This is a genomic window from Inquilinus ginsengisoli, from assembly GCF_050434925.1.
Taxonomy (GTDB): domain Bacteria; phylum Pseudomonadota; class Alphaproteobacteria; order DSM-16000; family Inquilinaceae; genus Inquilinus; species Inquilinus ginsengisoli_B.
This window is the reverse complement of record NZ_JBNDJK010000001.1, coordinates 4,365,594-4,391,658: the sequence shown is the minus strand read 5'-3', so window position 1 is coordinate 4,391,658 and position 26,065 is coordinate 4,365,594. Positions and strand designations below refer to the sequence as shown.

The following is a 26,065-nucleotide window of genomic DNA, read 5'->3' as shown; positions in this document are numbered from 1 at the left end:
GTCTTCTTTTGTGAATCAGCACTGTCAGACACACAGACTTCCAATGCCCTCTATGACAACTTGGAGACCATGCATCGACACTTTCGAGGAGAATCAATACGAAACCTCATATGGATTGTTGTCTCTATTATTGTGGCGTTCGTTTGCGCAAACCTGGCAGGCAAGGAAGGCAGAAGCAAAATCGGATGGTGGCTAATAGGTCTAATTTTCAATATTAACGGATTGATATTTCTTTATGCAATTTTGATATTACAGCAGATTCGGCAGAATCGATCATAGATTAATTTTGTCTCGCGGGTCCGGTACCCGCCGTCGCCCGCCTACACCACGACGTCGGCCATGCCGATGTCGCGCAGCGCCTCCATCATCGCCGCGAAACCCTCTTCCGATGGCGCCGCGGCCGGCGAGGCGTCCGACAGCCGGGCATAGGCCCGGCCGGCGATCAGGAACTCGGCCAGGCTCAGCCCCCCGATGTCTCGGGGGGAGAGGCCGAGGGCGAGTCCCTGGCCGTAGAAGGCCGCGACGTCGACTCTTCCTCCGTCGCGGCCTCCTCTTTTCCCGGCTGATCCCCGCCCTCGCCGTCGCCGGCCTTGTCCTCGCCCAGGGCCTCGGCGACGCCGAAATAGGCGGCGCCCAGCACCGCCTGGGCGACCGCCAGCGCGTTGTTGGCGTCGCGCGGATCGGCGATGGGCCGGCCGTCGACATAGGTCTCGACCAGCTCCCGTGCCCGCGCCGGCGGCAGGCCGCCGCCGATCAGGCCGAGACGGATGGTCTCGACCACGTCGGCGGCGTACCAGCGGCCCGAGAACAGGCGCTGCGCGATCTCGCCCAGGCCGGCCCGGCACAGTCGCTGCAGCTCCTCGATCTGCTTCAGCTTCAGGGCGAACAGATAGTCGCCGTCCGCCCAGTTCAGCACCACCTCGGCGGCGATGTTGGGCTGCGCTCCCGTTGTCATGCTGCCCTCCGGTTCAGGCGGCCGCGGTCCAGGCCGGCTTGCCGTTGAGGGTGATGGCGATCTGCACCGTCGCCCGCTGCCCGCGCTGGGCCGTGACCTGGTAGTTGGTCAGGATCGCCGGCGCCTGGTAGTAGCCGCCGAAATCCGCGGCGGTGACGTCGTAGATCCAGCGCACGGTCTTCTCGGTGCCGCTGAAGGCCCAGTCCTCCCACGTCTTGCGCGCGTTCCGATCCAGGATGCCCTGGCCGGACAGCGTCATCTGCAGCGCGGAGATGTCGGTGATCTTCCAGGCCGGGTCGTCCGGGTTCTCGCAATCCGGAATGATGCTCTCATTGGTGTCGGTGGCGATCGTCATGCCCAGCTCGGTCAGGCCGCAGGGCGCGGCGAAGGTCTCGGTCGGGGTCGCCCCGTCGCCGAGCAGGATCATGACGTCGCTGAACTTGAAGGTCTTGGCCTGAGCCATCTCGAAGATCTCCTCACACGAAAAACCCCGCACGCCGGCGGGGTCGGGGCATGCCGGCAGGCGGCATGGGATGAACCGCGCGCTACAGCGTCGCGATGCCTTCGAACTCGATCACGCCGTGGGCGATGCCCTGGTCGGCCGGGTCGTCGAGCAGTCGGGTCTGCCGCCATTGCAGCGACAGCAGGGTGGCGCCACCGAGACCGAGGTCGGCCTCGTCCAGCGCCGCGGCCACGGCGGCGGCGAGCTGCTCGGCCGTCGCCCGGCCGTAATCCTTGGTGAAGGCGTCGACCTGCACCGTCGACGTCGCGCCACGCACCGCGCCCGTCGCCTCCCATGGCGTCGCCGTCGCGATCGTGCAGCGCAGGAAGGGATAGGTCGGCGACGCCGCGACATAGTCGTAGACGCGGGTGCCGACCAGGGCGGTCACGCCCGGATCGGCCAGCAGGGCTGCGACGACGGCCTGGCGCAGCGGGCCGGACAGGTCACGGCCGCTCATGCGTGGGCTCCTTCGGCTTCGGCGCGCGCCGGCCGGCGCCGGCGGCTTCGGCGGCATCGGCCGCCGCAGCCGGGATCAGCAGCGTCGTCCCGGCGCGATAGGCCAGGATGATGCGGCGGGCCGGCCGGAAATCGAAATCGGTGGCAAAGGCGAACCAGGGCATCGTTGCATCTCCCATATGGCCTGTCCCTCATCGCGTCGCCTTCCGCACCGCGCGCGCGATCAGATCGTCGATGTCGGCGCGAACGGCCTCGACCGCCGGGCGCAGGAAGGGCCGTGCGGCGGTTCCGGCGGTGCCGTATTCCAGTTCCGCGGCGCCGGGTCCGGCGGCGATCACGTCCACCGCCAGCTCGTCGCGCCGCGACACGGTGACCTCGACCTCGGCCCCGCCCGGCGTTTTTTGAAGCCGGGCTCGTGCCTCGGCCCGGATACGCCGCGCGGCCTCGGCCAACGCCTTGTCGATCTCCACCCGCATGGCCGGCCCCATCCGGGCGAGCCTGCGCAGAGAGCGGTCTGCGCCGGTGATGCGCGCCATCAGGCGGGCACCCCGGTCAGGATCCAGGCGGCGCCGGCCGGGTCCTGCTCGACCGCGCTGATCCGCCACCGGCCGCCGGCCAGGGTGATCTCGTCATCCGGCGTCGGGGCTGCGGCGATCCCCGCTTGCAGCACGATCAGCCGAGCCGCCCGGTCCGGGATGTTCCAATCGGCCCGCTGCCGGTCATGGGACTCGTCGCGATGGCCCTTGGCCGGGACATCGGCGAAGGCCGGCGGCAGGATCATCCGGCCGTCGGCGTCCTTGGCCGCGACATGCAGCGTGCCGTCGAGCAGCAGCGGCGCGAAGGCGGCGCCGAACACCGTCCGGAAATGGCCGTCGAACAGGGGCATGGTGGCCTCCAGATTGGGAATGGTTCATCCGTGCTTGCGGCAGCCGGCACCGGCTCTATATAATGTGGATTATATAGGAGGAGACTGCCATGCTGAGCTTCAAGGTCACGACGGTCGGGGCCTCGGCCGGGTTCATCCTGACCAAGGAGGCGATGGCCCGCCTGAAAGTGAAGAAGGGCGACACCGTCTACCTCACCGAAGCCCCTGGCGGCGGTTACCGCCTGACGCCCTACAACCCCGAGTTCGAGCGGCAGATGGCCCTGGCCGAAGAGATCATGCACGAGGATCGCGACATCCTGCGGGCCTTGGCGAAATGACGGATTGGCGCTGGGTCGGCGCCGATCTGGTCCACGCGCTGCACGACCGGCAGCTCGCCGAGCATGGCGGACCGGACGGCGTGCGCGATCCGGGCGCCGTGGAATCGGCGCTGGCCCGACCCCTGAACCTCGCCGCCTGCGGCACGCCGGATGCGGCCGATCTCGCCGCGGCTTACGCCTTTGGTCCGGCGCGCAATCACGGCTTCGTCGACGGGAACAAGCGGACCGCCTGGGTGGTGGCCCGCCTGTTCCTGGCGGACAATGGATACCGGCTGCGCTTCGACCCCGTCGATGCGGTCAAGACGGTCGAGGCGCTGGCCGCGGGTTCTCTCGGCGAGAGCCAGCTTGCCGCCTGGTTCCGGGACCGCCTGCAGGCGAAGTGAACGGGTCGTCCCTGCCCGTCCGAGTCTACACCACCGTGACAGCCGGAACGTTGCGCCGCATCAGCTCGATGAAGCGGCGGCCATAGCCGGTCGAGTCCAGCGCGCCCGGGCCGGCCTCGGCGGCGCGCTCCAGCTCCAGCGCGCCGCTGCGCATCCGCCGGAACCCGCCGGCGGCGGCGGCCGCGGCCTCGGCGCCGCTGCCCTGCCCGTCCAGGGTCAGGACATGGGCGGCGAGGAGCAGCCGGCCGAGCCGGACATCGGCCTCGCTCGTCCAGCCGGCGCCAACCTGCAGCGCCGCCTCGTCCAGCGCCGACTGCACCACGGCGTCGGCGATGGCGGCGAAGCCCGGGAAGCGGGCCTTGAGCTCGGCCGGGGTGGTGGCGTCCATGATCACCCTCCCTGCCCCAGAAGCCGGGCCAGCTCCGCCGCGGCCTCCTCCTTGCGCAGCGGGCCGGCCAGCACCTCGCCGCCGGCGCCGACGATGTAGTGCCTGCCGAAGCCCCGATACACCGCCCGCGGCCCGGCTGCCGCCGGCGGCTCGGACAAGGCCAGCACCCCGGCCTCGACCTGCTGCCGGGCACTGGCCGCCTCCGCCGCGCTCAGCTCCAGCTCGGCGGTCTCGCCTGGCTCGAGCAGCCGCGCCTGGCCCTGCGCATGGAGGAAGCGCGGACCGGGCGAGATGTTGGTGACGCGCATGACCGCTTCTCCTCTCAGATGCCGTCGCCGTAGCGGAAGGCCTTCGGCCGCCGGATCTCGACCCCGCCGGTGCGGAAGAAGCCGGGGACGTCGAACACCATCGGGGCGGATTGCCAGGGCGCATGGAACTGGTGCGGCATCGGCAGGTGCAGCTTCACCACCTGCGGGTCGCGGCGATAGGCGACCATGCGCGCGGTGTTGCCGGCCCCTGCCGTGTCCAGTCCGCGCACCGCCCGGATGGTCAGCGGCGCACCGGTGATCGCGGTGTAGGTGTTGTTGCGGCGCAGGTATTCCAGAATGGTCGTGTCGCTGGTCGAACTGCGCGGCGTGCTCGCGATGGTGTCGAGTCGCGCCACCGGCAGCAGCAGCGTGTCCGCCATCTCGACCGTCAGCGACCCGGTATAGACGCCGCTCAGCAGCCCGTTGATGTCGCGCAGGATCTGGTCCGGGGACTTGTCGGCCCACAGGGTCGACGCCCCGGCGCCGTCATTGATGACCGGGCCGGCGGAGACGATCGGATTGTTGATCAGGCCGGTCCAGGTCTTGCCGGTGCCGCTCGGCGGCACGCCGCGCAGGGCGAGGCCGTCCATGAACTCCTCATAGGCGCGGATGGCGGCCGCCGCCCGGTCCGCCGACAGGTTGGTGCCCGGCACCATCATCGCCTGGCCCAGCTCCTCGCTGGTGTAGCGATAGCCGATCGCCGCCATCGCGATTGGATGCTCATGCGCGCTGCGCTCGACATCGGCCAGCGGCATGTCCTTGGCCAGGTGGCTGAACCATTCGGCCTGGCCGAGCTTGTCGGTGGAGTAGAAGGTGACGCTCTTGGCCCAGGGATTGGCCGAGGTATCAACCGGCACCAGCGCCGGATACTGGATGTCGGGATACTGGATCTCGTAGGCCTGGGCCTCGATGCTGGCGGTCTGGGACACGAGGAAGCCCAGCGCCTGCTGGGCGTCGAATGCGAACATGGAAGGCTCCTTCGAGAGGGGCTGGGTTGGCCGGGGAGCTCACTGTTCCCCGTCTGTCATCACCGGGCTTGACCCACGGCTGTCCGGCTGAAGAAAATCGCAAATAAAGTGTGTTTACCTCAGGTTGATATTCGATTTTATTGTCATCCTCGGGCTTGACCCGAGGATCCAGGGGCTTTCAAGGCAGTTCTCGATGGCCCCTGGAGTGCCGGGTCAAGCTCACGGCCGTCCGGTTGAAAAAAATCGCAACCGAAGCGTATCTATCATGGGTTATCATTCTATTTTTATTGTCATCCTCGGGCTTGACCTGAGGATCCAGGGCTTTCAAAGCAGCTCTCGGTGGCCCCCTGGATTGCCGTCCTCGGGCTTGACCCGAGGACCCGTCCGGCAATGACAATAAAGTTTAGTTTGCCGCCTGGATATCAGCGGATCGGCTCTCAGGCGGAGGGCAGCGCCCCGCCCAGCCGGACGACCGCGAGGCCGCCATTGCCGGCTGCGGTCATCCAGCGGGCGCCGGCGACGGCGAAATGGGTGGCGTCGGCCGGCAGGCTGGACAGGATGCCGGTTGCGGCCTCGAACACGACGGTGTCGCCGGCCGCGACGGCGCCGCCGGTCACCACCCAGATGTCGCCCTCGGTCAGGACGGCGATGCCGGCGCCCCGCGGATAGGTGTCGCCGTCGGTCGGATCGAGCACGACGTCGCGGATCGAGATGCCGACGAAGCCGGCGGCCGCGGCGGCGCCGAGCACGGCGCCGCGGGCTCCGGCACCCTGGCCGACGACGAGGCCGAAGCCGATGCCGGCGGCGGTCTCGACGATGCGGGTGTCGGCATCGGAGCTGGTCAGGTTGGCGACCATGCCGGCGACCGCCGGGCGGATGGTCTCGCTGTAGCTGTTCTGAACGACGGCCATGTCCGTCTCTCCTTCTACGATGGGTGGCGGCTCAGGTTGGGGCGGAAGCTCTCCAGGCGCCGGCCAGGCGGGCGTCGCGCCGGCGCAGGGCCTCGGCCCGGGCATCGCCCGCGACCGGCCGCTCGGCCAGCACCTGCCGCAGCGGGTCGGGCCGCACGGCCGCGGTGGCCAGCACCCGGAAGGCGCCTTCAATCGCGGCGTCGCTCATGTCGCGGGCGGCGGCGTCGCCGATCCGGGTGGCCACGGCGGCGCGACGGATCTCGGCCTCGCCGCGGCCGTCGACCGGCAGCGCCTCGCCGCCGATCCGCCGGGCCTCGGCGACCAGCCGGGCACGAACGGCCACCGCCTCGTCCAGCCGCGCCGGGCTCAGCTCGGCATCGCGCAGCCGGGCGGTCAGGGCGGCGATCTCGCCGTCCTTGGCCTCGATCACGGCCCGCAGCGCCGCCGCCTCGTCGACCGGCGCGGCCGGCGCGGCCGGCGCGGCCGGTGCGACCGGTGCGACCGGTGTGGCCGGCGCGGCGGCGGCGGTCCAGGCGTCGCCGATCCGGCAGGCCGGTCCGGCCCGGGCGGCGTCGACCACCGCCAGGTGGTTGGCGCGGATCCGGCGCTGCACGGCGTCATAGGCCTCGCCCGCCGGCGTGGTGCCGGGCGTCCAGTCGATCTCGGCGGCATAGCCGACGCTCAGCTGCCGCTTGCCGGCGATGACGGCATCGACCGCCGCCCGGTCCATCAGCACCAGCGGCACCCGGATATAGTCGCCGTCCCGCGCCACCTCGCCGCCGATCTGGCCGACGCAGTGCGCCTTCCAGTTGGCGGCGGTGACCGGCTCGGCCGGATGGTCGAGCGTGACCGGGCGGTGCGCCATCGACGCCAGGGCGTCGGCGGCGAACACCTCCTCCTCCGGCCGCCAGACCCGCACGGTGGCGAGGTCGGTGCGCCCCATCTCGGCGCCGCTGTAGCTCTGGACGCCGGTGCGGGCGATGCGGGCCGCCGCGACCAGATAGCCGTCCTGCGTGGTGCGCCGGTCTCCGACCAGCGTCACGGTGTCGGTGATGAGCATGGGATCTCCGTTGTGATGCGGCGGTGCCGTCGCCAGTCGACCGCCAATAACCACCGTCATCCCCGCGAAAGCGGGGATCTCGTCACGATCGATCTGAAAGAGATTCCCGCTTCCGCGGGAATGACGACCAAGAGGGGCGGCAATCTACGCTCCGGATGCCCTCTCCCCGCCGGCCTCGGCATAAGAGACCGTTTCGAAATGCGCTGGCGTGAGTCGGATGGCGGTGGTGTCGAGAACCGGCGCGCAGCGGACGTTTGAGTCCGTGAGCACCGGAAGCGCAGAAACCGCCGTCAGGCGGCCGCGCCAGTAGCGTTTCCAAACGGTCTCTAGGCGGCCTCGATGCCGGGATAGAGGCCGTCCTCGACCACCTGGTTGCGCACGGCCCGGGCCAGCACCTCGGCCGGGATCAGCCCGGACGCGGCGTAGAGCGTGCTGGTCTCCGCCTTGGTCTTGCCGATCGCCGCCGCCTCCCCCGCCCCGAGCTGCCACAGCGGCGCCCATTCGCAGCGGATCTCCGGCGGCCGGGTGCCGAGCGCGCTCAGGATCAGCGCCTCGTCCAGCCGGCGCAGCGCCGGGCCCAGCGTCACCCGCTGCTCCGCCGCGATCCGGTCGTAATAGTTGCGGACGTCGCTTTCGCCGGTCGCGTTCAGCCCGGCCGGGGCCTGGCCCAGCAGCCGGGTGGCCGGGATGTCGGCGGCGCCGGCGGCGATCTGCAGGTATTGCTGCATGATCTCCGGCAGCTGGGCGAAGCTCAGCTGCTTGCGGTCCCACTCCTCCTCCTTGTCGATCACCAGGGCGTTCACCAGCCCCTTCATCGTGTTGGCCAGGGTGAAGCGGTCGACCAGCCGCCTGGCATAATCGTCCTGCGCCAGGTTCTGGGTCAGCTGCGGGACCCGGATGACGTCGAGCTTGGCCTCGTGGATCAGCGTCGCCACCCCCTGGGCGGCCAGCCCGGCGTGGCGGATCGCGTCCATCACCGCCTGCAGCACGCTGTCGCCCCAACCGTCGGTGCCGACCCCGTCCGGCAGCTCGGCGCCGGGCAGCCGCACCACCCGGCTCGGATGCAGCCGCACGCCGCCCTGCCCTGCCCCCATCCTGCTGGTCCCCATGCTGCCGGCAGACGCGACCTGATACCAGCCGGGCTCGCCGAAGCCGGGCGACAGCACGTCGCGGTCGATCTCGCCGGGCGCGATCTCCCAGCGATGCATGACATGCAGGTAGCGCAAGGCCCCGCGGCCCAGCGGCGGCAGCGGCTGCGCCGGGTCGCCGTCGCCGGCGCCCAGCACCAGGGCCGCGCCGCCATACAGCCGGGCCAGCCGCAGCGCCCGCGCCACCTTGCGCTGGACGCCGAGCCGCGCCTCCTCCGCCTCGATCGCCGCGATCTGCTCCGGCGCGGCATGCCAGCGCCGCCATTCCCGGGTCATGTCGAAGGGCGGCACGTCGATCACCTTGCGGGCGATCCAGTCGCCCCGGTATGCGGCGTCGAGCTGCCCGCGGTCCTGCAGCACCAGGCCGAAGCGGTCATGGGCGAGCTTGTCCTTGCCGGTGAACAGCCCGGCGACGAGATTGCTCAGCGTGTCCAGGAACAAGGCCGGCCTCCAAGGGCCATGGCGGCCCGCTTGTGTGTTGCCTCTCCCGCCTGGCGAGGCCTTTTCGGAACGCTCACCCTTCGCCGTCATTGCGAGGAGGCGAAGCCGACGAAGCAATCCATCGGTCCGCCCGTGCGCTGCATGGATTGCTTCGCTGCGCTCGCAATGACGGTGTGGGGAATTCTGAAAAGGTCTCGCCTGGCGAGAGAGATCGGGCTTGCGCAGCGAGATCGGGACGGGTGGCGGACAGCAGGCCTCACCCGAACAGGCGGTACGTCCAGCCGAGCGTGCCGACCCAGCGCATCGAGCTGTCGTAGGTGCCGCCCCTCCGCTGGTTTTCAACGGCGTAGCGCAGGGCGTCGATGACGTGGTTCTCGCGGTCCTCGAGCCGCCGCTGCAGCTCGCCGGTATGCGGGTCGGTCCGATAGCTGTACAGGGCCAGCTCGTCGATCAGATGCCGGCAGCGCGGATGCACCAGGATGTCGTGGCTCTGCAGGAAGGCGACGCCCTCCTCGACCGATCCCGCCCCCTTCGCCGCCGCCCGCAGGTTGCCGAAGCCGTGGCGCTGCAGGTAGTTGATCGTCTCCGGCCGGGCGCTGTCGGCGGTGATCGGCCATGACCGCGCCCCCGGGATGGTGTCGAACAGCGCCGGCGTCCGGTCGATTTCGCAGCCCACGGCATAGGCCTCGTGGTCGACGAACAGCGTCCGGCCGGTGATGAAGCAGCGCACCAGCACCGTCGGGTCGGTGCTGAAGCCCCAGTCGGCGCCGAGCAGGAACCGGGCATCGGCCGGCGTCTCGAACGCCTCGACCCGCCAGTTCTTGAACACCCGCGCCTCGCTGACCCGGCGATAGCCGCCCAGCCAGACATGCTGGTACTTGTCCGGGTCGCGCCGGCGGTCCCACTCCATCTCCGCCTTCAGCACCTCCGGAAAATGCGGGTTCTCCGAGTATTTGGCCTCCACCAGCAGGGCGTCGGGCGGCAGCATGGGGCCGCGGAACAACGCGTCGACCGGGTCGGTCGGCTGGGTCGGGTTCCAGGAGAACCACAGCTCCGACCCCGGCTTGCGGATGGTCGGGCGCAACAGGTCCAGGCTGCGGGCCGACAGCGACTGCGCCTCCTCGACCCAGGCGATATCATAGCCCTCCAGCGATTTGATGCTCTCCGCCGTGTGGTTCTGCATGCCCTGGAAGATGATCCGGCCGCCCGGCGTCAGGATCTGGGCCTGCTGCACCTTGAACTGGCTGCCGACGCCCAGCGCCAGGATCTTGTCCTCGATCAGCCGCTTGACCGACTGGTCGAGCGACCGCTGCACCTCGCGGATGCACACCGCGCGGGTCGGCCGCTCGAAGCAGCGCCGCACCAGCAGTTCGGCGAAAAAATGCGACTTGCCAGAGCCGCGGCCGCCATGGGCGCCCTTGTACCGGGCCGGCGGCAGCAGCCCGGCGAAGACGCCGTAATGCTCGGGCGGCGGATCGGCCGGCAGGCAGGACATCTTGGTCACCTTGGCTTGGTCGGTCTTGCCTTTGGCGGCCCGCCCCGCCGGCAGGCGGAGGCGGCCGAGGCTGCGGTGCAGCTCGCGCACGGTCTCGCGAGTCTCCTCAGGAACATCGGCAGTCTCGAAATGGACGGCCACCTTCACCAGCATGGCCTGCACGCGCTTGCGGAGGCTCCGGCCGTCCTGCCGCAGCGCCACCGCCGCCTTGAAGACCGCGATCGCCGTGTCCGGATCCTTCAGCATATGGGACGCCAACGCCGTGGCACCCTTGGGGCTGTATCCGGCCCGGATCGCCGCCCGGTTGCCGTATCCGTCGACGAGAATCTCGTCGACGAACCTCAACTGCTTGTCCGTGCCCTTCATCCCGATCGCCCCCCGCTCCGGAACGAAAGCGCCCGCCGCGGCGGTGCCGGGCGGGCGCAACTCTTCGACTCTGCCTGAACTATGTCACGTGACGCAGCGTCGCGTCAAGAACAAAAGGCGAACGCATCTCGTGATGAGCTGTCGGCCCGTTATTGACGCCCGGCCGGCGGAGCTGTCGACGAAAGCATCCCGGCGAACATCGCCTGTGCCTGCCCCTTCACTCCGACGCTCGATCCTCGTCCCGGAACGAAAGCGCCCGCCGCGGCGATGCCGGGGCGGGCGCAACTCTTCGACTCTGCCTGAACTATGCCACGTGACGCAGCGTCGCGTCAAGAACAAAAAGCGAACGTAATGCGCGATGGGCTGATCCGGGTCGCTGGCGAGCGGTTCAGAGCACGAAGTCGCCGGCCACCGGGGCCAGGATGCCGGTGAGGGCGATGGCGAAATCCGCCAGCTTGTCGCCGTTGACATCGCCCGAGACGATGGTCTTGCCGGCGTCGGTCCAGATGTGCAGTTGCCCCGCGACGCCGGTGAACGCCCCGGTGCCGAGATAGGTGAAGGCCTGGTCGCCCGCGGCCCCGGCATTGGCGTCGATCAGCGACAGGTCGATCCTGTCACCCTGGGCGTGGCTGAAATCGGTGATCAGGTCGCGGCCCGCCGCCGTCGACGGGCTCTCGCTGGTCGTGACGAAGATGAAGCTGTCGGCGCCGGCGCCGCCGGTCAGCCGGTCCATGGCGCTGCCGCCATGGAGCAGATCGTTGCCGGCACCGCCGTCGAGCAGGTCGTGGCCGGCCCCGCCGTCGATCGTGTCATCGCCATTATAGCCGTTCAGCAGGTTGACCGCGCCGTTGCCGAACAGCGTGTCGGCGGCCTGGCTGCCATTGACGTCCTCGATCGAGATGTAGGTGTCGCCCAGGGCGGGGCCGCCCGTGCCGGTGCCGGTCAGCAGGTTGACAGTCACCCCGATCCACCTGTCCCAATAGCTGGCGAGGTCCCTGCCGGCGCCGCCGTCCAGGACGTCGCCCCATCCACCACGCAGCACATCGTCGCCGCCCCAGCCCTGCAACCGATTCGCGAACGTATCGCTGCCGGTGAGGCTGTCATTGCCCTGACCGCCGGTCAGGTTTTCGATGCCGGTCAGGACGTCACCCTGCGCGTCGCCGCCCGTGCCTTTGCCGGTCGCCAGGCTGACCGTGACCCCGGCCGTGCTGTAATAGTAGCTCGCCGTGTCGCTGCCAGAACTGTAGAAGTCCACGCCACCACCGCCGTCGAGGCGATCGGCCCCCGCGCCCCCCCGCAGAACGTCATCCCCAAAGGACCCGTACAGGCTGTCATTCGCGGCAGATCCCGTCAGTATGTCGTTATAGCTGGCGCCGCGAACACCCTCGATCGAGATCAGGGTATCGCCCATGGCGTCGCCGGTGGCCAGATCCACCACGATACCCTGGTTCCACGTCTCAAATGAAGCGATGTCGGACCCGCTGCCGCCATCCAGCGTATCGCCGCCGCCAAGGCCTGCCAGGATATCATTGCCCGCGCCGCCGCTCAGCCGGTTGGGCCCCGTATCGCCAGCAAGCCTGTCATTGAAGGCCGAGCCGATGATGTTCTCGACCGAAGTCAGCTCCTCCGCACTGATGACCCGGTGATTGAAGTAGATCAGCGGGTCGCCGATATAGGGGTTCAGCGGGCGGACTTCGACCCAATCCGGGCTGGCGGCGAAGCTGACCGTGTCGTTGCCGGCGCCGCCGTCCATATTGAGCCACCAGGCCCGTGGGCCTTCCCGTCCCGCGGCGTCGAGGACCTCGGTGTAGTCGGTGTGGACCGAGCGATCGATCATCACGTCGTCGCCATCGCCGCCTTTGATTGCGCCGACCCCGCTCAGGGTATCGTTCCCGGCACCGCCGTTCAGGGCGATGTTGGTGTGACGGGCGTCCAGCACGTCGTTGAAGCCGGTGCCGATGATCGCCTCGACCGAGACCAGCGTATCGCCCAGGGCGTCGCCGCCGGTGCCGGAGACGGCGGCGTTCAGGTCCAGCGTCACCGCAGCGGTGCTGTCGGCATAGCTGGCGGTATCGAAGTCGGCACCGCCGTCCAGGCTGTCCGCCCCGGCGCCCCCGACCAGCAGGTCATTGCCGTCGCCGCCGGCCAGCGTATCGCTCCCCGCGTCGCCGTAGAGCCAGTCGTCCTTGCCCAGCCCGGAGAGCGTGTCGTTCCCGCCCAGGCCGTGCAGCTCGTCCTGCCAGTAATTCGGGTCGATGACCGGGTCGGCCGGCGGCGGCTGCGGCACCAGGATCGCCCCGGTCATCGTATCGTCGCCCTCGGTGCCGAAACGCGGTGCGGCGATCGCCATGGTCGCTCTCCCTATCCCGAATTGAAATCCAGCTCGAATACAGCGTCAGCAGGCCCCGGCCGACGGCTCTCTGCCGCCGTGCCGGCCCCGGCCGCCGGTCCCATGCCAGGACCAGGCAACCCAATTAAGCGCAAATTATGTCGATCTCCGACCTCTCCGTCGAGCCCCGACAAATATCGCCCAGGGCAGCGAACTCAAGTTACAGGTGACAGGGGGGAGAAAGGGTGAATCGCTGGAGGCGGATGATTCGGAGCCGCCGAGATGAGCGAAGAGCAGGGGAGTGCGTGGCCGAAGTCGCGGCTGCGGGCGTTGTTGGAGCATTTTTCGACGATCGAGGATCCGCGGGACGTGCGTCGGATTCTGCATCCGTTGCCGGAGATCCTGCTGCTGGTGGTGTGCGGGACGCTGGCGGACTGCGACGACTATGAGGGGATCGCGTCGTGGGGCGAGGCTCATCTGCCGTTTCTGCGGCGCTATCTGCCGTATGAGCACGGGGTGCCGGGCGAGCGCTGGCTGACGATCCTGATGAACCGGATCAACCCGGCGCTGTTCTCGGCCGCTTTCAGCGACTGGGTGCGCGAGACCTGGCCGGAACGGCCGGAGTTGGTCGCCATCGACGGCAAGACCTCGCGCCGCAGCCATGACCGGGCGGCGGGCGCCGGGCCGCTGCATCTGGTCTCGGCCTTCGCCACCACCCGCCGGCTGGTGCTCGGCCAGGAGGCCGTGCCCGACAAGGCCAACGAGCTGGCCGCGATCCCCGTCCTGCTCGAACGGCTCGGCGCCGAGGACGGGCTGAAAGGCGCCCTGGTCTCGATCGACGCCATCGCCACCAATGCCGACATCGCCACGGCCATCCGAAAGGTCGGCGCCGACTATCTGCTGGCGGTCAAAGCCAACCAGCCGACCCTCAGGGCCGAGATCGAAGCCGGCTTCGCCGCTGCCGAACCTCACAGCCTCGATACCGACATCGATCTCGACAAAGCCCATGGCCGCATCGAGCACCGCCGCGTCGATGTGCTCCGCGAGGTCGACTGGCTCTCCGGCGAACGCCGCTTCCCCGGCGAGCTCCGCCTGCCCGGCGTCGCCTGCATCCTCCGCGTCCACGCCAAGGTCGAACTGGCCGACCGCTGCCGCCAGGACACCCGATACTTCATCTCCTCCGCCAGCCTCTCCGCCACCCAGGCCGCCGAGGCCGTGCGCGGACACTGGGCCATCGAGAACCGCCTGCACTGGGTCCTCGACGTCACCTTCCGCGAAGACCAGTCCAGGCTCCGCAAGGGACACGGTGCCCAGAACATGGCCGTCGTCCGACACTTCGCTCTCAACCTCCTACGCAACGCCCACGATAAAAAATCTCTCAAACTCCGCCGCAAAATCGCCGCCTGGTCCCCTGAATACCTCAGCTCGCTACTCTCCATGCCAGACCGGTAACTTGGATTCGTAGCCCTGAAATATCGCCAGCCAAGATCGACGCGTCATGGCGCGCATCTCACGCCGCTATGTGGCCCCGGAAAGGAGAAGAAGGGCGGTACCACCAGCCCATTGCCTCTCCCGCATGGCGGGAGAGGCCGGGCGTCCGCAGGACGACCGGGTGAGGGTTGGCCGGGCCTCGACAAAGAGCCTCACCCGGAGCCGCTTCGCGTCTCCGACCTCTCCCGCAAGCGAGATCTTTTCAGAATGTCTCTTGGGCCATTTTGGGACCAGCAAAGGCATCGGCCGAAAGAGAAAGGAGTCCCCCTCCCCTCGCGGGAGGGGGTTAGGGGGAGGGGGTTTCCGCCGTCAAGACCGGCTTGGACTTTAGCGATCCGGCTCCGACCGCGCGACCTGTTCTCTACCATTCGCGCGCGGACGCGCAGACCCCTCCCCCTGCCCCCCTCCCGCAAGGGGAGGGGGAGGTCTCGCAAGCGGGAGAGGCAAACCGGCTTCACAAGGCTCGAGTTTGGTACTTCTTCAAGAGCGCCGAAGGGGCGTGGCCATCCAAACAGGCGGAAGGGTCGCCCGGCTCAGGACGGCGTCGGGTCCGACCGCGCGGATGAGCTCGTCCTCCAGGTCGTGGCCGCAGACGAAGAACCCCTCGCGTTCGAGGTCGCTGCGCGTCGTCGTCGAACTGCTCGGCGTCTGATCCCTTCGCCCGAGCCCGGGGCTTGACCGGGTCCGGCCTGTGGTAGGACAATAGGCCGAACAGGGGCGGCAACGCTGCCCTGAATACATATATTTGTCTCAATATTTTTGCGTCTTGTCAGGGAGAGGCACGTGGCGATCATCAACGGCGACGACAACCCGAACGTTATCAACGGCACGGTGGCCAACGACATCATCAACGGCCTCGGCGGCGACGATGTGCTCGACGGCGGCATCGGCCAGGACCAACTTTTCGGCGGCCAAGGCGATGATGTGCTCTACGCGGGGCGCAGCGATCAGACCTTTGATGGCGGCGATGGGGTGGACACGGTGACTTTTTCCCACCTCCCCTGGGGAGGGACGGCCACTCTCGTCACCGGGTCAGCCAGGATGGGCAATCCCTACGCCAACCTCTACGACCTGATCGGCATCGAGAATCTCACCGGCACCAATTTCAACGACGAGCTGACCGGAAACAGCGGCGCCAATGTCCTGCGGGGCGAGGGCGGCAACGATCTGCTCCGCGGCGGGGCCGGCGCCGACAGCCTCATCGGCGGTGGCGGGGTGGACACCGCGACCTATTCCGAAAGCGCATCGGGGGTGACGGTCGACCTCGCTGCCGGGACCGGCATGGGCGGCGACGCCGGGGGCGACACGCTGGCCGGGATCGAGAATGTCACGGGGTCCAAGGCCGGCGGCGATACCCTGACCGGCGACAGCGGAAGCAATGTCCTGGGCGGCTTGGCTGGCGACGATCTGCTCCGCGGCGGGGCTGGCAACGACACGCTCGAAGGCGGGGCGGGCATCGATACGCTCGATGGCGGCGACGGGGTGGACACAGTGAGCTACCTCGACGATCCCTACGGGGCGATCGTCGACCTCACCCTCGGGATCGGTGCCGGCAGCGACAACCAGCCCGACACCCTGATCGGCATCGAAAATGTCATTGGCACCATTTACGGCGGCGACGTGCTGACCGGCAACAACGGTTCTAACGTCCTGAGCGGCCGGGGCGGCAACGATCTGCTGCGCGGGGGCGGCGGCGCCGACACGCTCGATGGCGGTCACGGGGGGCCATGGGGCCCCGGCACCGGCATCATCGAGACGGACATCGTGGCCTACTACAGCAGCGCCACGGCGGTCACGGTCGATCTCGCGGCCGGCACCGCCGCGGGCGGCGACGCTCAGGGTGACATCCTGATCGACATCGAGGCCGTCACCGGCTCGAATGTCGGCGGCGATGTGCTGACCGGCACCAGCGGCGCCAACAGCCTGTGGGGCTATGGCGGCGACGATCTGCTGCGCGGCGGCAACGGCGCCGACAAGCTCGACGGCGGTACCGGGGTGGACACCGCGACCTATTACGCCAGCGCCTTAGGGGTGACGGTCGGCCCCGGTTCCGGCTCCGGCGGCGATGCCCAGGGCGACAAACTGGACGGCATCGAGAACCTCACCGGCTCGAATATCGGCGGCGACAGCCTGACCGGCACCGACGGCGCCAACGTCCTGAGGGGCTGGGGCGGAGACGACCAGCTGTTCGGCGGCGCCGGGGCCGACACGCTCGACGGCGGGGTCGGAAGCGACACGGCGTCCTACTTCGGCAACGGTGGGGCGGTGACGGTGAATCTGGCCGCCGGCACAGCCTCCGGCGGCACCGCCCAGGGCGACGTCCTGATTTCGATCGAGAGCGTCGACGGCTCCAATTTCAACGACACCCTGACCGGCAGCGGCGCCAACAATACGATGCGCGGCTGGACAGGCCGCGACATGCTCACCGGCGGCGCCGGCGCGGACCGCTTCATCTATGCGGCGACCAGCGAGAGCGCGGTCGGGGCCAATGCCGACCGGATCACCGATTTCAGCCACGCCCAGGGCGACAGGATCGACCTGTCGACGATCGACGCCAATGGCGGGGCGCCCGGCAACGGGGTCTTCACCTTCATCGGCACCGGCCTGTTCACCGGTGTGCCCGGGCAGCTCCGCTTCGCCGTGACGAGCCCCGGGGTCACGACCATCGCCGGCGACGTCAACGGCGACGGCACCTCCGACTTCCACATCCAGCTCACCGGCAACCTGGCCCTCGTCGCCGGCGACTTCGTACTCTGACCAGGCCGGCTTGACCCGGCCCGGCCCCTGCCGGGAGAATGGATCGAGCAGGGGCGGCAACGCCGCCCTGAATACAGATATTTGTCTCAATATTTTCACGTCTTTTGAGGGAGAAACACGTGGCGATCATCAACGGCGACGACAACCAGAACGTTATCGACGGTACGTCGAGCGGCGACACGATCAACGGCTTCGGCGGCGACGATACCCTCTCCGGTTTGGACGGCAACGATGAACTCAATGGCGGGGCCGGCAACGATGAACTCAATGGCGGGGCCGGCGACGATAAACTCAATGGCGGGGCCGGCTACGATGAACTCAATGGCGGCGACGGCGACGATGAACTCAATGGCGGCGACGGCGTCCTCCGCGGCGGCGGTGGCAATGATGTGCTCCACGCGGGGCCCGGCAATCAGACCCTCGATGGCGGCGATGGGGTGGACACCGCGAGCTTTTCCGACCTCCCCTGGGGAGGGACGGCCCATCTCCTCCCCCCGGGGGTGCCAGGATGGGCAATCCCTACGCCAGCCTCTACACCCTGATCGGCATCGAGAATCTCACCGGCACCAATTTCAGCGACGAACTGACCGGGAACAGCGGCGCCAATGTCCTGCGGGGCGAGGGCGGCGACGATCTGCTCCGCGGCGGAGCCGGTGCCGACACGCTGGATGGCGGTGCCGGGGTGGACACCGCGACCTATTTCGAAAGCGCATCGGGGGTGACGGTCGACCTCGCTGCCGGCACCGGCATCGGCGGCGACGCCGGAGGCGACACGCTGGCCGGGATCGAGAATGTCACCGGGTCCAAGGTCGGCGGCGATACCCTGACCGGCGACAGCGGAAACAATTTCCTGGGCGGCTTGGCTGGCGACGATCTGCTCCGCGGCGGTGCCGGCAACGACACGCTCCAAGGCGGGCGGGGCATCGATACGCTCGATGGCGGCGGCGGGGTGGACACAGTGAGCTACCTCGACGATCCCTACGCGGCGGTCGTCGACCTCACCCTCGGGATCGGTGCCGGCGGCGACAACCAGCCCGACAGCCTGATCGGCATCGAAAACGTCACAGGCTCCAATTACGGCAACGACACGCTAACCGGCAACAGCGGCGTCAACACCCTGCGGGGTGAGGGAGGCAGCGATCTGCTGAAAGGGGGCGGCGGCGCCGACACGCTCGATGGCGGTTACGGGGGGATGGACACCGTGATCTACTACAGCAGCGCCACGGGGGTCACGGTCGATCTCGCGGCCGGCACCGCCGCGGGCGGCGACGCTCAGGGTAACATCCTGATCGACATCGAGGCCGTCACCGGCTCGAATGTCGGCGGCGACGTGCTGACCGGCACCAGCGGCGCCAACACCCTGCGGGGCGGGGGCGGCGACGATCTGCTGCGCGGCGGCGGCGGCGCCGACAGGCTCTTCGGCGATGCCGGGACGGACACCGCGACCTATTACGGCGGCGCCTCGGGGGTGGTGGTCGATCTCGTCGCCGGAAACGGCTCGGACGGCGCCAAGCTGGAGGGCATCGAGAACCTCACCGGCTCGAATATCGGCGGCGACAACCTGACCGGCACCGGCGGCTCCAACGTCCTGAGGGGCTGGGGCGGTGATGACCAGCTGGTCGGCGGCGCCGGGGCCGACACGCTCGACGGCGGGATCGGAAGCGACACGGCGTCCTACTTCGACAGCGGTGCGGCGGTGACGGTGAACCTGGCCGCCGGCACCGTCTCCGGCGGCACCGCCCAGGGCGACATCCTGATCTCGATCGAGAACCTCAACGGCTCCAGCCTGAACGACACCCTGACCGGCAGCGGCGCCGACAACACGATGCGCGGCTGGACAGGCCGCGACACGCTCACCGGCGGCGCCGGCGCGGACCGCTTCATCTATAAGGCGACCAGCGAAAGCGCGGTCGGGGCCAATGCCGACCGGATCACCGATTTCAGCCACGCCCAGGGCGACAGGATCGACCTGTCGACGATCGACGCCAATGGCGGGGCGCCCGGCAACGGGGTCTTCACCTTCATCGGCACCGGCCTGTTCACCGGTGTGCCCGGGCAGCTCCGCTTCGCCGTGACGAGCCCCGGGGTCACGACCATCGCCGGCGACGTCGACGGCAACGGCACCTCGGACTTCCACATCCAGCTCACCGGCAACCTGGCCCTCGTCGCCGGCGACTTCGTGCTCTGACCTGCGCTTGGCCGGTTGTGTACGCTGCGCGACATTGTGGCGGTACGGGGTTTCGGACAGATGGCCCGGTATCTTTTCGCCGGCGCGCTCAGCATGTCCGGACGGTCTCTAAGAGCCCGTTTGCGAATGCGCTGGCGTGAGTCGGCTGGCGGTGGTTTCGAGAACCGGAGCGCAGCGGACGTCTGGGTCCGTGAGCACCGGAAGCGCAGAAGCCGCCGTCAGACGGCCTCGCCAGTAGCATTCCCAAACGGGCTCTAAGCCCGGGTCAGGACGCCCTGCAGGGGCCGGGGCTGGCGGTCGAGGTCCAGCGCGAGAACGAAAAGGCTGGCATAGCGCAGCTTCCGGCGTGCGCCGGCCCCCAGGAAGCGGCGCAGCTGAGCGCCGAAGCCGGCGTCGCGCCATGCGGCTTGCCTCTGCAGCGTGCGGAACGAAGCGAGGTCGCCCTCCTCCGCCAGGATCGCTTCGATGGCGTCGGGCCCGACCGCGCGGATGAGCTCGTCCTCCAGGTCGCGGTCGCAGACGAAGAACCCCTCGCGTTCGAGGTCGCTGCGCGTCTCGGGCGGCGCATAGCCGGCCCGCGCCAGTTCACGACAGAAATGCCGCTCCTCGGCGGCATCGCACAGCCCGCCGACGCGCAGCCCGGCGCCGGCCGGCCCGAAGCGGGCCAGGAACTTCGACACCGACCGGGCGCCGCCGATCGGCACCACGACCACGCCGTCCCGCGTCAGGTCTCTGCCCTGCAGGCTCGCCAGGGTCTCGACGGCGATCTGATCGCTGATCCCCTCGACCAGCACGATGGACCGGGCGTGCCGGGCACGCTCCAGCGCATCGGCGGTCGCTCGCAGCGGGGCATCGGCGCCGCTCGCATATCCGGGAACGGCGAGCTCCCGGTGCCGGCTCCGCGCGCCGCGGCTCCGCGATCGCGTCGGCGCGATATCTGCGTCTTTGTCAGCCAACCGCCCCCCCTGCGCTCCGACAGCCCAGCCATCGTACACATCGCAGAGCCCCCCTGACCACCGGCCCGGGCAAACCGCACCTCTGGCGGTGGACAGCAAATCCGTTACTGCTCCTTCTTGAACAGGTCCTGGAAAATCAGCTGGCCCCAAGCGCGGCCGCGTGCGTGCACCAGCGCGCCACCCTCGTTGAGCTTTCCCAGCTTGAGGGGTGCGAACCCGAGTTGTTTGGCCAAGGCCGCCACGGGAGCGATCGCGTCCTCGTCGTCGCTCGACAGAAAGACGACACGGTGGCCGCCCTCGACGACCGGATCGGCAGCCAGGGTGGCCGCGACCAGGTGATTGAACCCTTTCACGAGCCTGGCGCCGGTGAACGCCTTGGCGACGAAGGCGGAGGACGGCAGGCCGTCCAGCTCTTCAGGGACGGGAAACGCGTTCGTCGCGTCGATGACCGTCTTGCCTTCCCAGCTCGGCAGGGCCTTCGCAACCTCGCGATGCTCCCCGAACGGGACCGCCAGGATGATCGTGTCGGCCTCGAGTGCATCCCGCAGCGACTTGGCGACGACCGTGGGTCCGATCGCCCGGGCCTGCGGCGCCAACACCTCGGGCGGCCGGCGGCTCGCGACGGCCACGTCGATGTTCTTGCGGGCGAAGGCGCGGGCGAGGGCCTGGCCGATCTTACCGAATCCTACGATTGCGTAGCTCATGACGCTTCTCCGATCCGTGTTGATAGTGAGTCCCCGGCCTTCAACGGCGCCGGGTTATCCGTTCCGCTGCGTGGCGACCTTCCCGTGGGCGTCCCGCCGTGACCGACTTCCGCGCGGCCCGGACTGACCGTTCAGCGCGGAAGCCGTCCACCAATCCCGCGATCTGGCGCGATTTCAGATGGCCGAGAAGCCGCCGTCGACGGACAGCTCCACCCCATTCACGAAGCTCGACTCGTCTGAGGCAAGAAACAGTGCGACCGCCGCAATTTCCTCAGGACGGCCCATCTTTCCCCGCGGGATCAGGGATTCGAACATCCGCTTCGCCTCTTCGGTGAGGACTTGGTCCTGCATCGGTGTGGCGATCGGCCCCGGGCTCAGCACGTTCACCCGGATATTCCTGCCCTTCAGTTCGTTGAGCCAGGTGCGTGCGAATGACCGCAACGCCGCCTTGCTCGCCGCATACACGCCGTAACCAGGAAACCCTTTCACCGAAGCAACCGACCCGGTCATGAAGATCGATCCGCCGTCGTTGAACAGCGGCAACGCCTTCTGAACCGTGAACAGCGTGCCGCGCGTGTTCAGGCCGAAGGCCGCATCGAAATGCTGCTCGGTGATCTCGCCCAGCGGAACGGCTTCGCCCATGCCGGCGGCTCGCATACAGGACGTCGATCCTGCCCTTCTCGCGCTTGACCGTGTCGAACAGCCGGTCGAGGTCGTCGAGATTGGCCGCGTCGCCGCGCACGCCGGTCACGTTCCGGCCGATCAGCCTGACGGCCTCGTCCAGCGCCTCCTGTTTCCGGCCCGTGATGAAGACATAGGCGCCTTCTTCGACGAACCGCCTGGCGCTCGCCAGCGCCATGCCGCTCGATCCTCCCGTGATGACTGCAACCTTACCTTCAAGCTTTCCCATGACGTCCTTCAAACTCCGTCTCTGTCCGATCGGGGAGGTCCCCGAGACGCTCGAAATGGGTCCGCCGGCGTCAGGCGTTGAGTGCGGAAGCGCGCACACCGGTGGTGCGAAATCGATCCAGCCGGACGGCTGACACCGGCCGCGACGATCGGTGTCAGCCATTCGGAAATTGGGCCACGCTCGCCGACATAGGTTACGATGGTCTAGCTACGGGCTTTGGAAGCCGCACCGTGCGGCGCGGAAATGCACCATGATCGACTGGGATGACGTTCGCTACTTTCTCGCCGTCGCGCGGGGAGGCTCGGTGCGGGCCGCCGCCGGGCGCCTCGGGGTGAATCACTCGACCGTGCTGCGACGCGTCGCCCAGCTCGAGGAACGCCTCGGGGCGCAGATGTTCGAAAAGCTGCCTTCGGGCTACCGCCTGACGGCTGCGGGCGAGGAGGTCCTCGAGCTCGCGAACCAGATGGAAGCGTCGTCGCACCAGCTGGAGACGCGCGTCTTCGGCCGCGACCAGAGCGTGCGCGGGCTTCTGCGGGTGACGCTGGCGCCGCCCCTCGCGACCCACCTGCTGATGCCGGACTTCGCCGATTTCGCGCGTCTGCATCCGGACATCGAGATGGAAATCCTGTCGTCCGGCGAGCTGGCAAATCTGACCAACCGGGAGGCCGATGTCGCGATCCGCGTCGTCTACGACCGCAAAACCCTGCCGCTCAATCTTCACGGCCTGAAGGGACCGGAGCTGTTCGGCGGCGTCTACATGTCTCGCGATCGGCTGGCCGCGTGGCGTGCCGGTGCGACTGATCCCATCCGGTGGATCGTCATAAGCATGCATGGCATCCCGGACTGGGCCCGCGAGGGTGAGGTTCGCACCACGGGGGTTCCGTTCAGGGCCACGGACGGCGAGGCGCAGATCGTGGCGGTCCGGCAAGGGCTCGGGATGACGACACTGCCGTGCTTCGTCGGGGATGCCGACCCCCTGCTGGCGAGGGTGCCGGGCACCGACCTGCACATGCATGGAACGCTCTGGCTTCTCACGCAGGGGGAGACACGCAAGACCAAGCGCGTGCGGCTCTTCACCGAGTTCGTATCCCGCAGGCTCGCCGCGTACGCTCCGCTTCTCGCGGGGCTGTCTGTATTGCGCGACTGACGCGCGGCAGGTCGCCGGCGACGCTTGCAATGGACAAGTGCCTGCGGCTTCGGTCTCCGGATCACCCCTGTCCAGGCTCATGGACGGCGCTCCACGCCCCGCGATGCCGGAGGATCCCCGTCACGGCACGCCCTTGGCCCGGGCCCGAGGTCCTCGCCGCGGCCCGGCCTCCCCTGCTCCCGGTGCCGGATCGTCGCGGCCGGTCAGGCGATAGTGGTCGGCCAGGGTCTTCAGCCCGTCCTCCAGCACACCCATCACCTTGTCGCGGATGCGGCCCTGCCTGGCGGCGATGACCGTGACGTCCTGCTCATGGCAGCACATCGCTTCCACCACCGCGCCGACATGGGCGCCCAGGCAGCGCATCGCCGATTTGTAGGCACGCAGGGTTTCGAGCTGCACCTCGCTCGGGGTCGGCACCCCGCCGGTGCCGCGTATGCCGGGCGGCAGCTCGCCGTCGCGGTCCCTGGCGCCCAGCACGCCGATCTCGAACTGGCCGCGCAGCCGCTGCCCGGCCGAATGCATGCGCGGGCTGATCGTGCCCCGCGCCGCCAGCCGGTCGAGCGGCGATTGCACCAGGCGGCCGACCGGGGCGCGCCGATCGCGGTGCCGGTCGGGCGGTCGACGATCCCCGCCGCATGCCGGCCCCGCTCCGGCGTCTCCCGCATCTCTTTCCCGGTCGCAGCCGCCCCGTCGCGGCCGATCCTGCGTCGCACCATCTCGCCCCTCTGCCGGTTCGGAAAGTCCGCGATGGCGGCGGCATCCTGCCGCCTTCATCTCTTTGATCGGGAACAACTTCCAGGGTCGCCCCCTTGCTCTCATGGGATGACCGGAGGTCGCATGTCTGAATCCGCAAGGCAGGCCGAGGCGATCCACGCCTGGCTGCGCATCTATCTGCTCAACTGGCAGGAGGGCCATCGGCCCTCGATGCTGGAGGTGGGATGGATCGCCCGCGCAATGCGGATCGCGCGCGACGGCGGCAGCCTGGACCGGATCCACGACTGCATCCTGGCCGCGATCACGCACCGGGCGTTGGCGGAGCCGCCCGAGCCCTATGAGCTGGAGCAGTTCCGCCGTGACTTCGCCGCCTTCTGCGAAGCCCATTTCAGCGGCCCGGCCGCCGCCCGCATCTGAGGGCTCACCCGGAGACCGTTTGAGAATGCGCTGGCATGAGTCGGCTGGTGGTGGTTTCGAGAACCGGCGCGCAGCGGACGTCTGAGTCCGTGAGCACCGGAAGCCTCGAGTCCGCCGTCAGACGGCCATGCCGGTAGCATTACCAAATGGTCTCCTCACCAGGCCGCCATCATCGCCGTCGCGCAGCCGGTCGATGACCACCGGGCCGGCGGGCTGATCCGGACCACCGGGCCGGACCGCTCGGGATGCTCGTGCCTGGCGAATTCGCGGCGCTGCACCGCCGCGTCGTAGCTGGCGGCGCTGTCCTTGGTCGGCCGCGGCCAGCCCGCCTGCGCCATCCGGAGGCGGCCCTTCGCCTCGGCCAGGGCCAGTGTCCGTGTCGCGCTGGGCCCGCCCCGGCGCGGCACCGTGCGCCGGCCGGTGGCGGCGATCTCGAAGATGCGCCGGCGGCGGCCGATGACGGTGATCAGGCCGGCGCACCGCAGCCGGCGCAGCTCGTAGCTGATCAGGCCGGGATTGCTGCCGATCCGGTGGCCGGCGGCCTGCAGCGTCGCCGTCAGCTCGGCCGTCGAGGGTGTCACCGCCCCCTCCTCCGCCGCGGCGGCGATGATCGCGAACAGCGTCCGGCTGCGGTCGCTGAGCGGGGCCTCGCCGCCCATCATGCACCCGTCCCCGGCACCGGCGCCGCCGCCGGGTTGACCAGGGCGAAAGCCGACCCGGTCGCCAGCACGCAGGCGGTGCCGCTGGCCTGGATGCCGAGCACGGTGGCCGTGGTGCCGTCGGCCGACGCCAGGATCTCGATGACGAAGCCGCGGTCGGACAGCATCCGCGCCACCGGGGCCTCGTGATAGCGCTCGCTCAGCGCCGCGGCGACGATCTCGTAAGGGGCACAGGGGCTCTCCGCCTGGGCGATCGCCGGGCCCGGCTGGATGGCGGTCAAGGCAAGGGCGAGGCCGGCCGCAGGGCCGGCAAGCGTGGATGCGAAATTCATGACGGAACTCCGAAAGGGAGGGCGGTCAGCCGGGCCTCATTTCGCTCGGCGTTGCGTTGGCTTGAAATGGACGGAAGCCATGCCGTGATTATTCCCCAATATGGGGAACTGAGTCAAGTCGCTATTTCCCAAAATGGGGAATGACAAACCCATTTCGATCTATAAAATGCCCGGAATGGGGAACGGACTGAAACGGCTGCGCCAGGCCCGGGGCTGGACGCATGAGCAGGCGGCGGAGGCCATGGGCATCTCGCGCGGTCAGCTGATCAAGCTCGAGCGCGGCGAGCGGCGGCTGACCGCCGACTACATCCGGCTGGCGGCCGAGGCCTTCGGCACCAGCGAGCTGGAGGTGCTGGGCACGCCGCGCACCGTGCGGCTGGTCGGCAAGGTCGGCGCCGGGGCCGAGGTGCATCTGTTCGACGGCGATGCGTCGTCGGAGCGGATCGACGAGGTCGAGGCCCCGCCTGGGGCCGACGACATGACCGTGGCGGTGATCGTCGAGGGCGATTCCATGTTCCCGCGCTACATGGAGCGCGAGACCATCTACTACCGCCGCGCCGACACCACCGGCGACCCGGCCGGCCTGATCGGCCGCGAGGTCGTGGTCCGCCTCGCCGACGGCCGCACCTTCGTCAAGGTGCTGCGCCGCGGCTCCAGCCCCGGCTATTTCACCCTCGACAGCTACAACGCCCCGCCGATGGAGGATGTGGTGGTCGAATGGGTGGTGCCGGTGAAATGGGTCCGGCGGGACTGATCGGACGCATTCCAGGCTCCTCCGGCCCCGCATTCGACATAATCACTGTGGTATATGCGGCGGTCTGCTTCTTTTGTGACCGGCCTGATCTCCCATCCGGGGGTGTCGCCGGCCGCGTCCTTC

Annotated in this window: 29 protein-coding genes and 1 pseudogene; 9 read left to right on the top strand and 21 right to left on the bottom strand. The window is 68.9% G+C overall.

Going from position 1 to position 26,065, the window contains the following annotated elements:
* Positions 1 to 460: 460 nt before the first annotated feature.
* The 6 genes from QFZ27_RS20955 to QFZ27_RS20930 all read right to left on the bottom strand — a co-directional run bounded on the left by QFZ27_RS20955 (position 461) and on the right by QFZ27_RS20930 (position 2,799).
* Positions 461 to 955, bottom strand: coding sequence for a gene transfer agent family protein (locus QFZ27_RS20955; RefSeq protein ID WP_429228369.1), 495 nt, complete (start codon positions 953 to 955; stop codon positions 461 to 463).
* 13 nt (positions 956 to 968) lie between these two features.
* On the bottom strand, positions 969 to 1,418 hold the full coding sequence (locus QFZ27_RS20950; RefSeq protein ID WP_429228367.1) for a phage tail tube protein: 450 nt from the start codon (positions 1,416 to 1,418) through the stop codon (positions 969 to 971).
* Positions 1,419 to 1,500: 82 nt separating this feature from the next.
* The gene (locus QFZ27_RS20945; RefSeq protein WP_429228366.1) at positions 1,501 to 1,914 is read right to left on the bottom strand and encodes a DUF3168 domain-containing protein; all 414 of its coding nucleotides are present in this window, start codon (positions 1,912 to 1,914) and stop codon (positions 1,501 to 1,503) included.
* Complete coding sequence (locus QFZ27_RS20940; protein ID WP_429228364.1) at positions 1,901 to 2,077, bottom strand: hypothetical protein; 177 nt, start codon at positions 2,075 to 2,077, stop codon at positions 1,901 to 1,903. Before QFZ27_RS20940 ends, QFZ27_RS20945 begins: the two co-directional genes overlap by 14 nt.
* Positions 2,078 to 2,104: 27 nt before the next feature.
* The gene (locus tag QFZ27_RS20935) at positions 2,105 to 2,449 is read right to left on the bottom strand and encodes an HK97-gp10 family putative phage morphogenesis protein (protein ID WP_429228362.1); all 345 of its coding nucleotides are present in this window, start codon (positions 2,447 to 2,449) and stop codon (positions 2,105 to 2,107) included.
* Complete coding sequence (locus tag QFZ27_RS20930) at positions 2,449 to 2,799, bottom strand: hypothetical protein (RefSeq protein WP_429228360.1); 351 nt, start codon at positions 2,797 to 2,799, stop codon at positions 2,449 to 2,451. The genes QFZ27_RS20935 and QFZ27_RS20930 overlap by 1 nt, the downstream gene beginning before the upstream one ends.
* 89 nt (positions 2,800 to 2,888) lie before the next feature.
* Between QFZ27_RS20930 and QFZ27_RS20925 the strand changes: the two genes are divergently transcribed.
* Positions 2,889 to 3,116 carry an AbrB/MazE/SpoVT family DNA-binding domain-containing protein gene (locus QFZ27_RS20925; RefSeq protein WP_429228359.1) on the top strand — a complete coding sequence of 76 codons (228 nt, stop codon included), beginning with the start codon at positions 2,889 to 2,891 and terminating at the stop codon, positions 3,114 to 3,116.
* Positions 3,113 to 3,499 carry a type II toxin-antitoxin system death-on-curing family toxin gene (locus tag QFZ27_RS20920; protein WP_429228358.1) on the top strand — a complete coding sequence of 129 codons (387 nt, stop codon included), beginning with the start codon at positions 3,113 to 3,115 and terminating at the stop codon, positions 3,497 to 3,499. Before QFZ27_RS20925 ends, QFZ27_RS20920 begins: the two co-directional genes overlap by 4 nt.
* A 25-nt stretch (positions 3,500 to 3,524) precedes the next feature.
* Here QFZ27_RS20920 and QFZ27_RS20915 read toward each other — a convergent pair whose 3' ends face one another.
* From QFZ27_RS20915 to QFZ27_RS20880, 8 genes are all read right to left on the bottom strand, one after another.
* Complete coding sequence (locus QFZ27_RS20915) at positions 3,525 to 3,887, bottom strand: DUF4054 domain-containing protein (RefSeq protein ID WP_429228357.1); 363 nt, start codon at positions 3,885 to 3,887, stop codon at positions 3,525 to 3,527.
* Positions 3,888 to 3,889: 2 nt separating this feature from the next.
* Positions 3,890 to 4,195 (bottom strand): hypothetical protein, encoded by a 306-nt coding sequence (locus tag QFZ27_RS20910; RefSeq protein ID WP_429228356.1) that lies wholly within the window; start codon positions 4,193 to 4,195, stop codon positions 3,890 to 3,892.
* Between the two features lie 14 nt (positions 4,196 to 4,209).
* On the bottom strand, positions 4,210 to 5,163 hold the full coding sequence (locus QFZ27_RS20905; protein ID WP_429228355.1) for a DUF2184 domain-containing protein: 954 nt from the start codon (positions 5,161 to 5,163) through the stop codon (positions 4,210 to 4,212).
* 437 nt (positions 5,164 to 5,600) lie between these two features.
* A complete protein-coding gene (locus QFZ27_RS20900) occupies positions 5,601 to 6,074 on the bottom strand; it encodes a structural cement protein Gp24 (protein WP_429228353.1) in 474 nt (157 codons plus the stop codon).
* A gap of 31 nt (positions 6,075 to 6,105) precedes the next feature.
* Positions 6,106 to 7,134 (bottom strand): DUF2213 domain-containing protein, encoded by a 1,029-nt coding sequence (locus tag QFZ27_RS20895; protein WP_429228352.1) that lies wholly within the window; start codon positions 7,132 to 7,134, stop codon positions 6,106 to 6,108.
* 326 nt (positions 7,135 to 7,460) lie between these two features.
* Positions 7,461 to 8,723: a DUF1073 domain-containing protein gene (locus tag QFZ27_RS20890; protein WP_429228351.1), complete on the bottom strand. Its 1,263-nt coding sequence runs from the start codon at positions 8,721 to 8,723 to the stop codon at positions 7,461 to 7,463.
* A 256-nt stretch (positions 8,724 to 8,979) separates the two neighbouring features.
* On the bottom strand, positions 8,980 to 10,584 hold the full coding sequence (locus tag QFZ27_RS20885; RefSeq protein WP_429228350.1) for a PBSX family phage terminase large subunit: 1,605 nt from the start codon (positions 10,582 to 10,584) through the stop codon (positions 8,980 to 8,982).
* 388 nt (positions 10,585 to 10,972) lie between these two features.
* Positions 10,973 to 12,934 carry a calcium-binding protein gene (locus tag QFZ27_RS20880; RefSeq protein ID WP_429228349.1) on the bottom strand — a complete coding sequence of 654 codons (1,962 nt, stop codon included), beginning with the start codon at positions 12,932 to 12,934 and terminating at the stop codon, positions 10,973 to 10,975.
* Between the two features lie 261 nt (positions 12,935 to 13,195).
* Between QFZ27_RS20880 and QFZ27_RS20875 the strand changes: the two genes are divergently transcribed.
* From QFZ27_RS20875 to QFZ27_RS20860, 4 genes are all read left to right on the top strand, one after another.
* Positions 13,196 to 14,365, top strand: coding sequence for an ISAs1 family transposase (locus QFZ27_RS20875; RefSeq protein ID WP_429228190.1), 1,170 nt, complete (start codon positions 13,196 to 13,198; stop codon positions 14,363 to 14,365).
* 822 nt (positions 14,366 to 15,187) lie between these two features.
* Complete coding sequence (locus tag QFZ27_RS20870; RefSeq protein WP_429228348.1) at positions 15,188 to 17,161, top strand: beta strand repeat-containing protein; 1,974 nt, start codon at positions 15,188 to 15,190, stop codon at positions 17,159 to 17,161.
* Positions 17,162 to 17,280: 119 nt separating this feature from the next.
* The gene (locus QFZ27_RS20865) at positions 17,281 to 17,703 is read left to right on the top strand and encodes a calcium-binding protein (RefSeq protein WP_429228347.1); all 423 of its coding nucleotides are present in this window, start codon (positions 17,281 to 17,283) and stop codon (positions 17,701 to 17,703) included.
* The gene (locus QFZ27_RS20860; RefSeq protein WP_429228345.1) at positions 17,670 to 19,349 is read left to right on the top strand and encodes a beta strand repeat-containing protein; all 1,680 of its coding nucleotides are present in this window, start codon (positions 17,670 to 17,672) and stop codon (positions 19,347 to 19,349) included. Before QFZ27_RS20865 ends, QFZ27_RS20860 begins: the two co-directional genes overlap by 34 nt.
* Positions 19,350 to 19,603: 254 nt before the next feature.
* Here QFZ27_RS20860 and QFZ27_RS20855 read toward each other — a convergent pair whose 3' ends face one another.
* The 4 genes and pseudogenes from QFZ27_RS20855 to QFZ27_RS20840 form a co-directional block, all read right to left on the bottom strand.
* Positions 19,604 to 20,305 (bottom strand): TOPRIM nucleotidyl transferase/hydrolase domain-containing protein, encoded by a 702-nt coding sequence (locus tag QFZ27_RS20855; RefSeq protein WP_429228344.1) that lies wholly within the window; start codon positions 20,303 to 20,305, stop codon positions 19,604 to 19,606.
* 104 nt (positions 20,306 to 20,409) lie between these two features.
* On the bottom strand, positions 20,410 to 21,009 hold the full coding sequence (locus QFZ27_RS20850; RefSeq protein ID WP_429228343.1) for an NADPH-dependent F420 reductase: 600 nt from the start codon (positions 21,007 to 21,009) through the stop codon (positions 20,410 to 20,412).
* A gap of 174 nt (positions 21,010 to 21,183) precedes the next feature.
* The gene (locus QFZ27_RS20845; protein WP_429228342.1) at positions 21,184 to 21,651 is read right to left on the bottom strand and encodes an SDR family NAD(P)-dependent oxidoreductase; all 468 of its coding nucleotides are present in this window, start codon (positions 21,649 to 21,651) and stop codon (positions 21,184 to 21,186) included.
* A 70-nt stretch (positions 21,652 to 21,721) separates the two neighbouring features.
* Positions 21,722 to 21,868: pseudogene (locus QFZ27_RS20840) on the bottom strand (oxidoreductase); the annotation flags it as partial.
* Positions 21,869 to 22,169: 301 nt separating this feature from the next.
* Between QFZ27_RS20840 and QFZ27_RS20835 the strand changes: the two are divergent.
* A complete protein-coding gene (locus QFZ27_RS20835) occupies positions 22,170 to 23,066 on the top strand; it encodes a LysR family transcriptional regulator (RefSeq protein ID WP_429228341.1) in 897 nt (298 codons plus the stop codon).
* Between the two features lie 120 nt (positions 23,067 to 23,186).
* Here QFZ27_RS20835 and QFZ27_RS20830 read toward each other — a convergent pair whose 3' ends face one another.
* Complete coding sequence (locus tag QFZ27_RS20830; RefSeq protein ID WP_429228340.1) at positions 23,187 to 23,639, bottom strand: DUF6456 domain-containing protein; 453 nt, start codon at positions 23,637 to 23,639, stop codon at positions 23,187 to 23,189.
* A 264-nt stretch (positions 23,640 to 23,903) separates the two neighbouring features.
* Here QFZ27_RS20830 and QFZ27_RS20825 point away from each other — a divergent pair, with 264 nt between their 5' ends.
* The gene (locus QFZ27_RS20825; protein WP_429228339.1) at positions 23,904 to 24,197 is read left to right on the top strand and encodes a hypothetical protein; all 294 of its coding nucleotides are present in this window, start codon (positions 23,904 to 23,906) and stop codon (positions 24,195 to 24,197) included.
* Positions 24,198 to 24,352: 155 nt separating this feature from the next.
* Here QFZ27_RS20825 and QFZ27_RS20820 read toward each other — a convergent pair whose 3' ends face one another.
* The gene (locus QFZ27_RS20820; RefSeq protein ID WP_429228338.1) at positions 24,353 to 24,859 is read right to left on the bottom strand and encodes a hypothetical protein; all 507 of its coding nucleotides are present in this window, start codon (positions 24,857 to 24,859) and stop codon (positions 24,353 to 24,355) included.
* Positions 24,856 to 25,188, bottom strand: a complete 333-nt coding sequence (locus tag QFZ27_RS20815; protein WP_429228337.1) for a hypothetical protein — start codon at positions 25,186 to 25,188, stop codon at positions 24,856 to 24,858. Before QFZ27_RS20815 ends, QFZ27_RS20820 begins: the two co-directional genes overlap by 4 nt.
* A 175-nt stretch (positions 25,189 to 25,363) precedes the next feature.
* Here QFZ27_RS20815 and QFZ27_RS20810 point away from each other — a divergent pair, with 175 nt between their 5' ends.
* Positions 25,364 to 25,942, top strand: a complete 579-nt coding sequence (locus tag QFZ27_RS20810) for a LexA family transcriptional regulator (RefSeq protein ID WP_429228336.1) — start codon at positions 25,364 to 25,366, stop codon at positions 25,940 to 25,942.
* Positions 25,943 to 26,065: the final 123 nt, after the last annotated feature.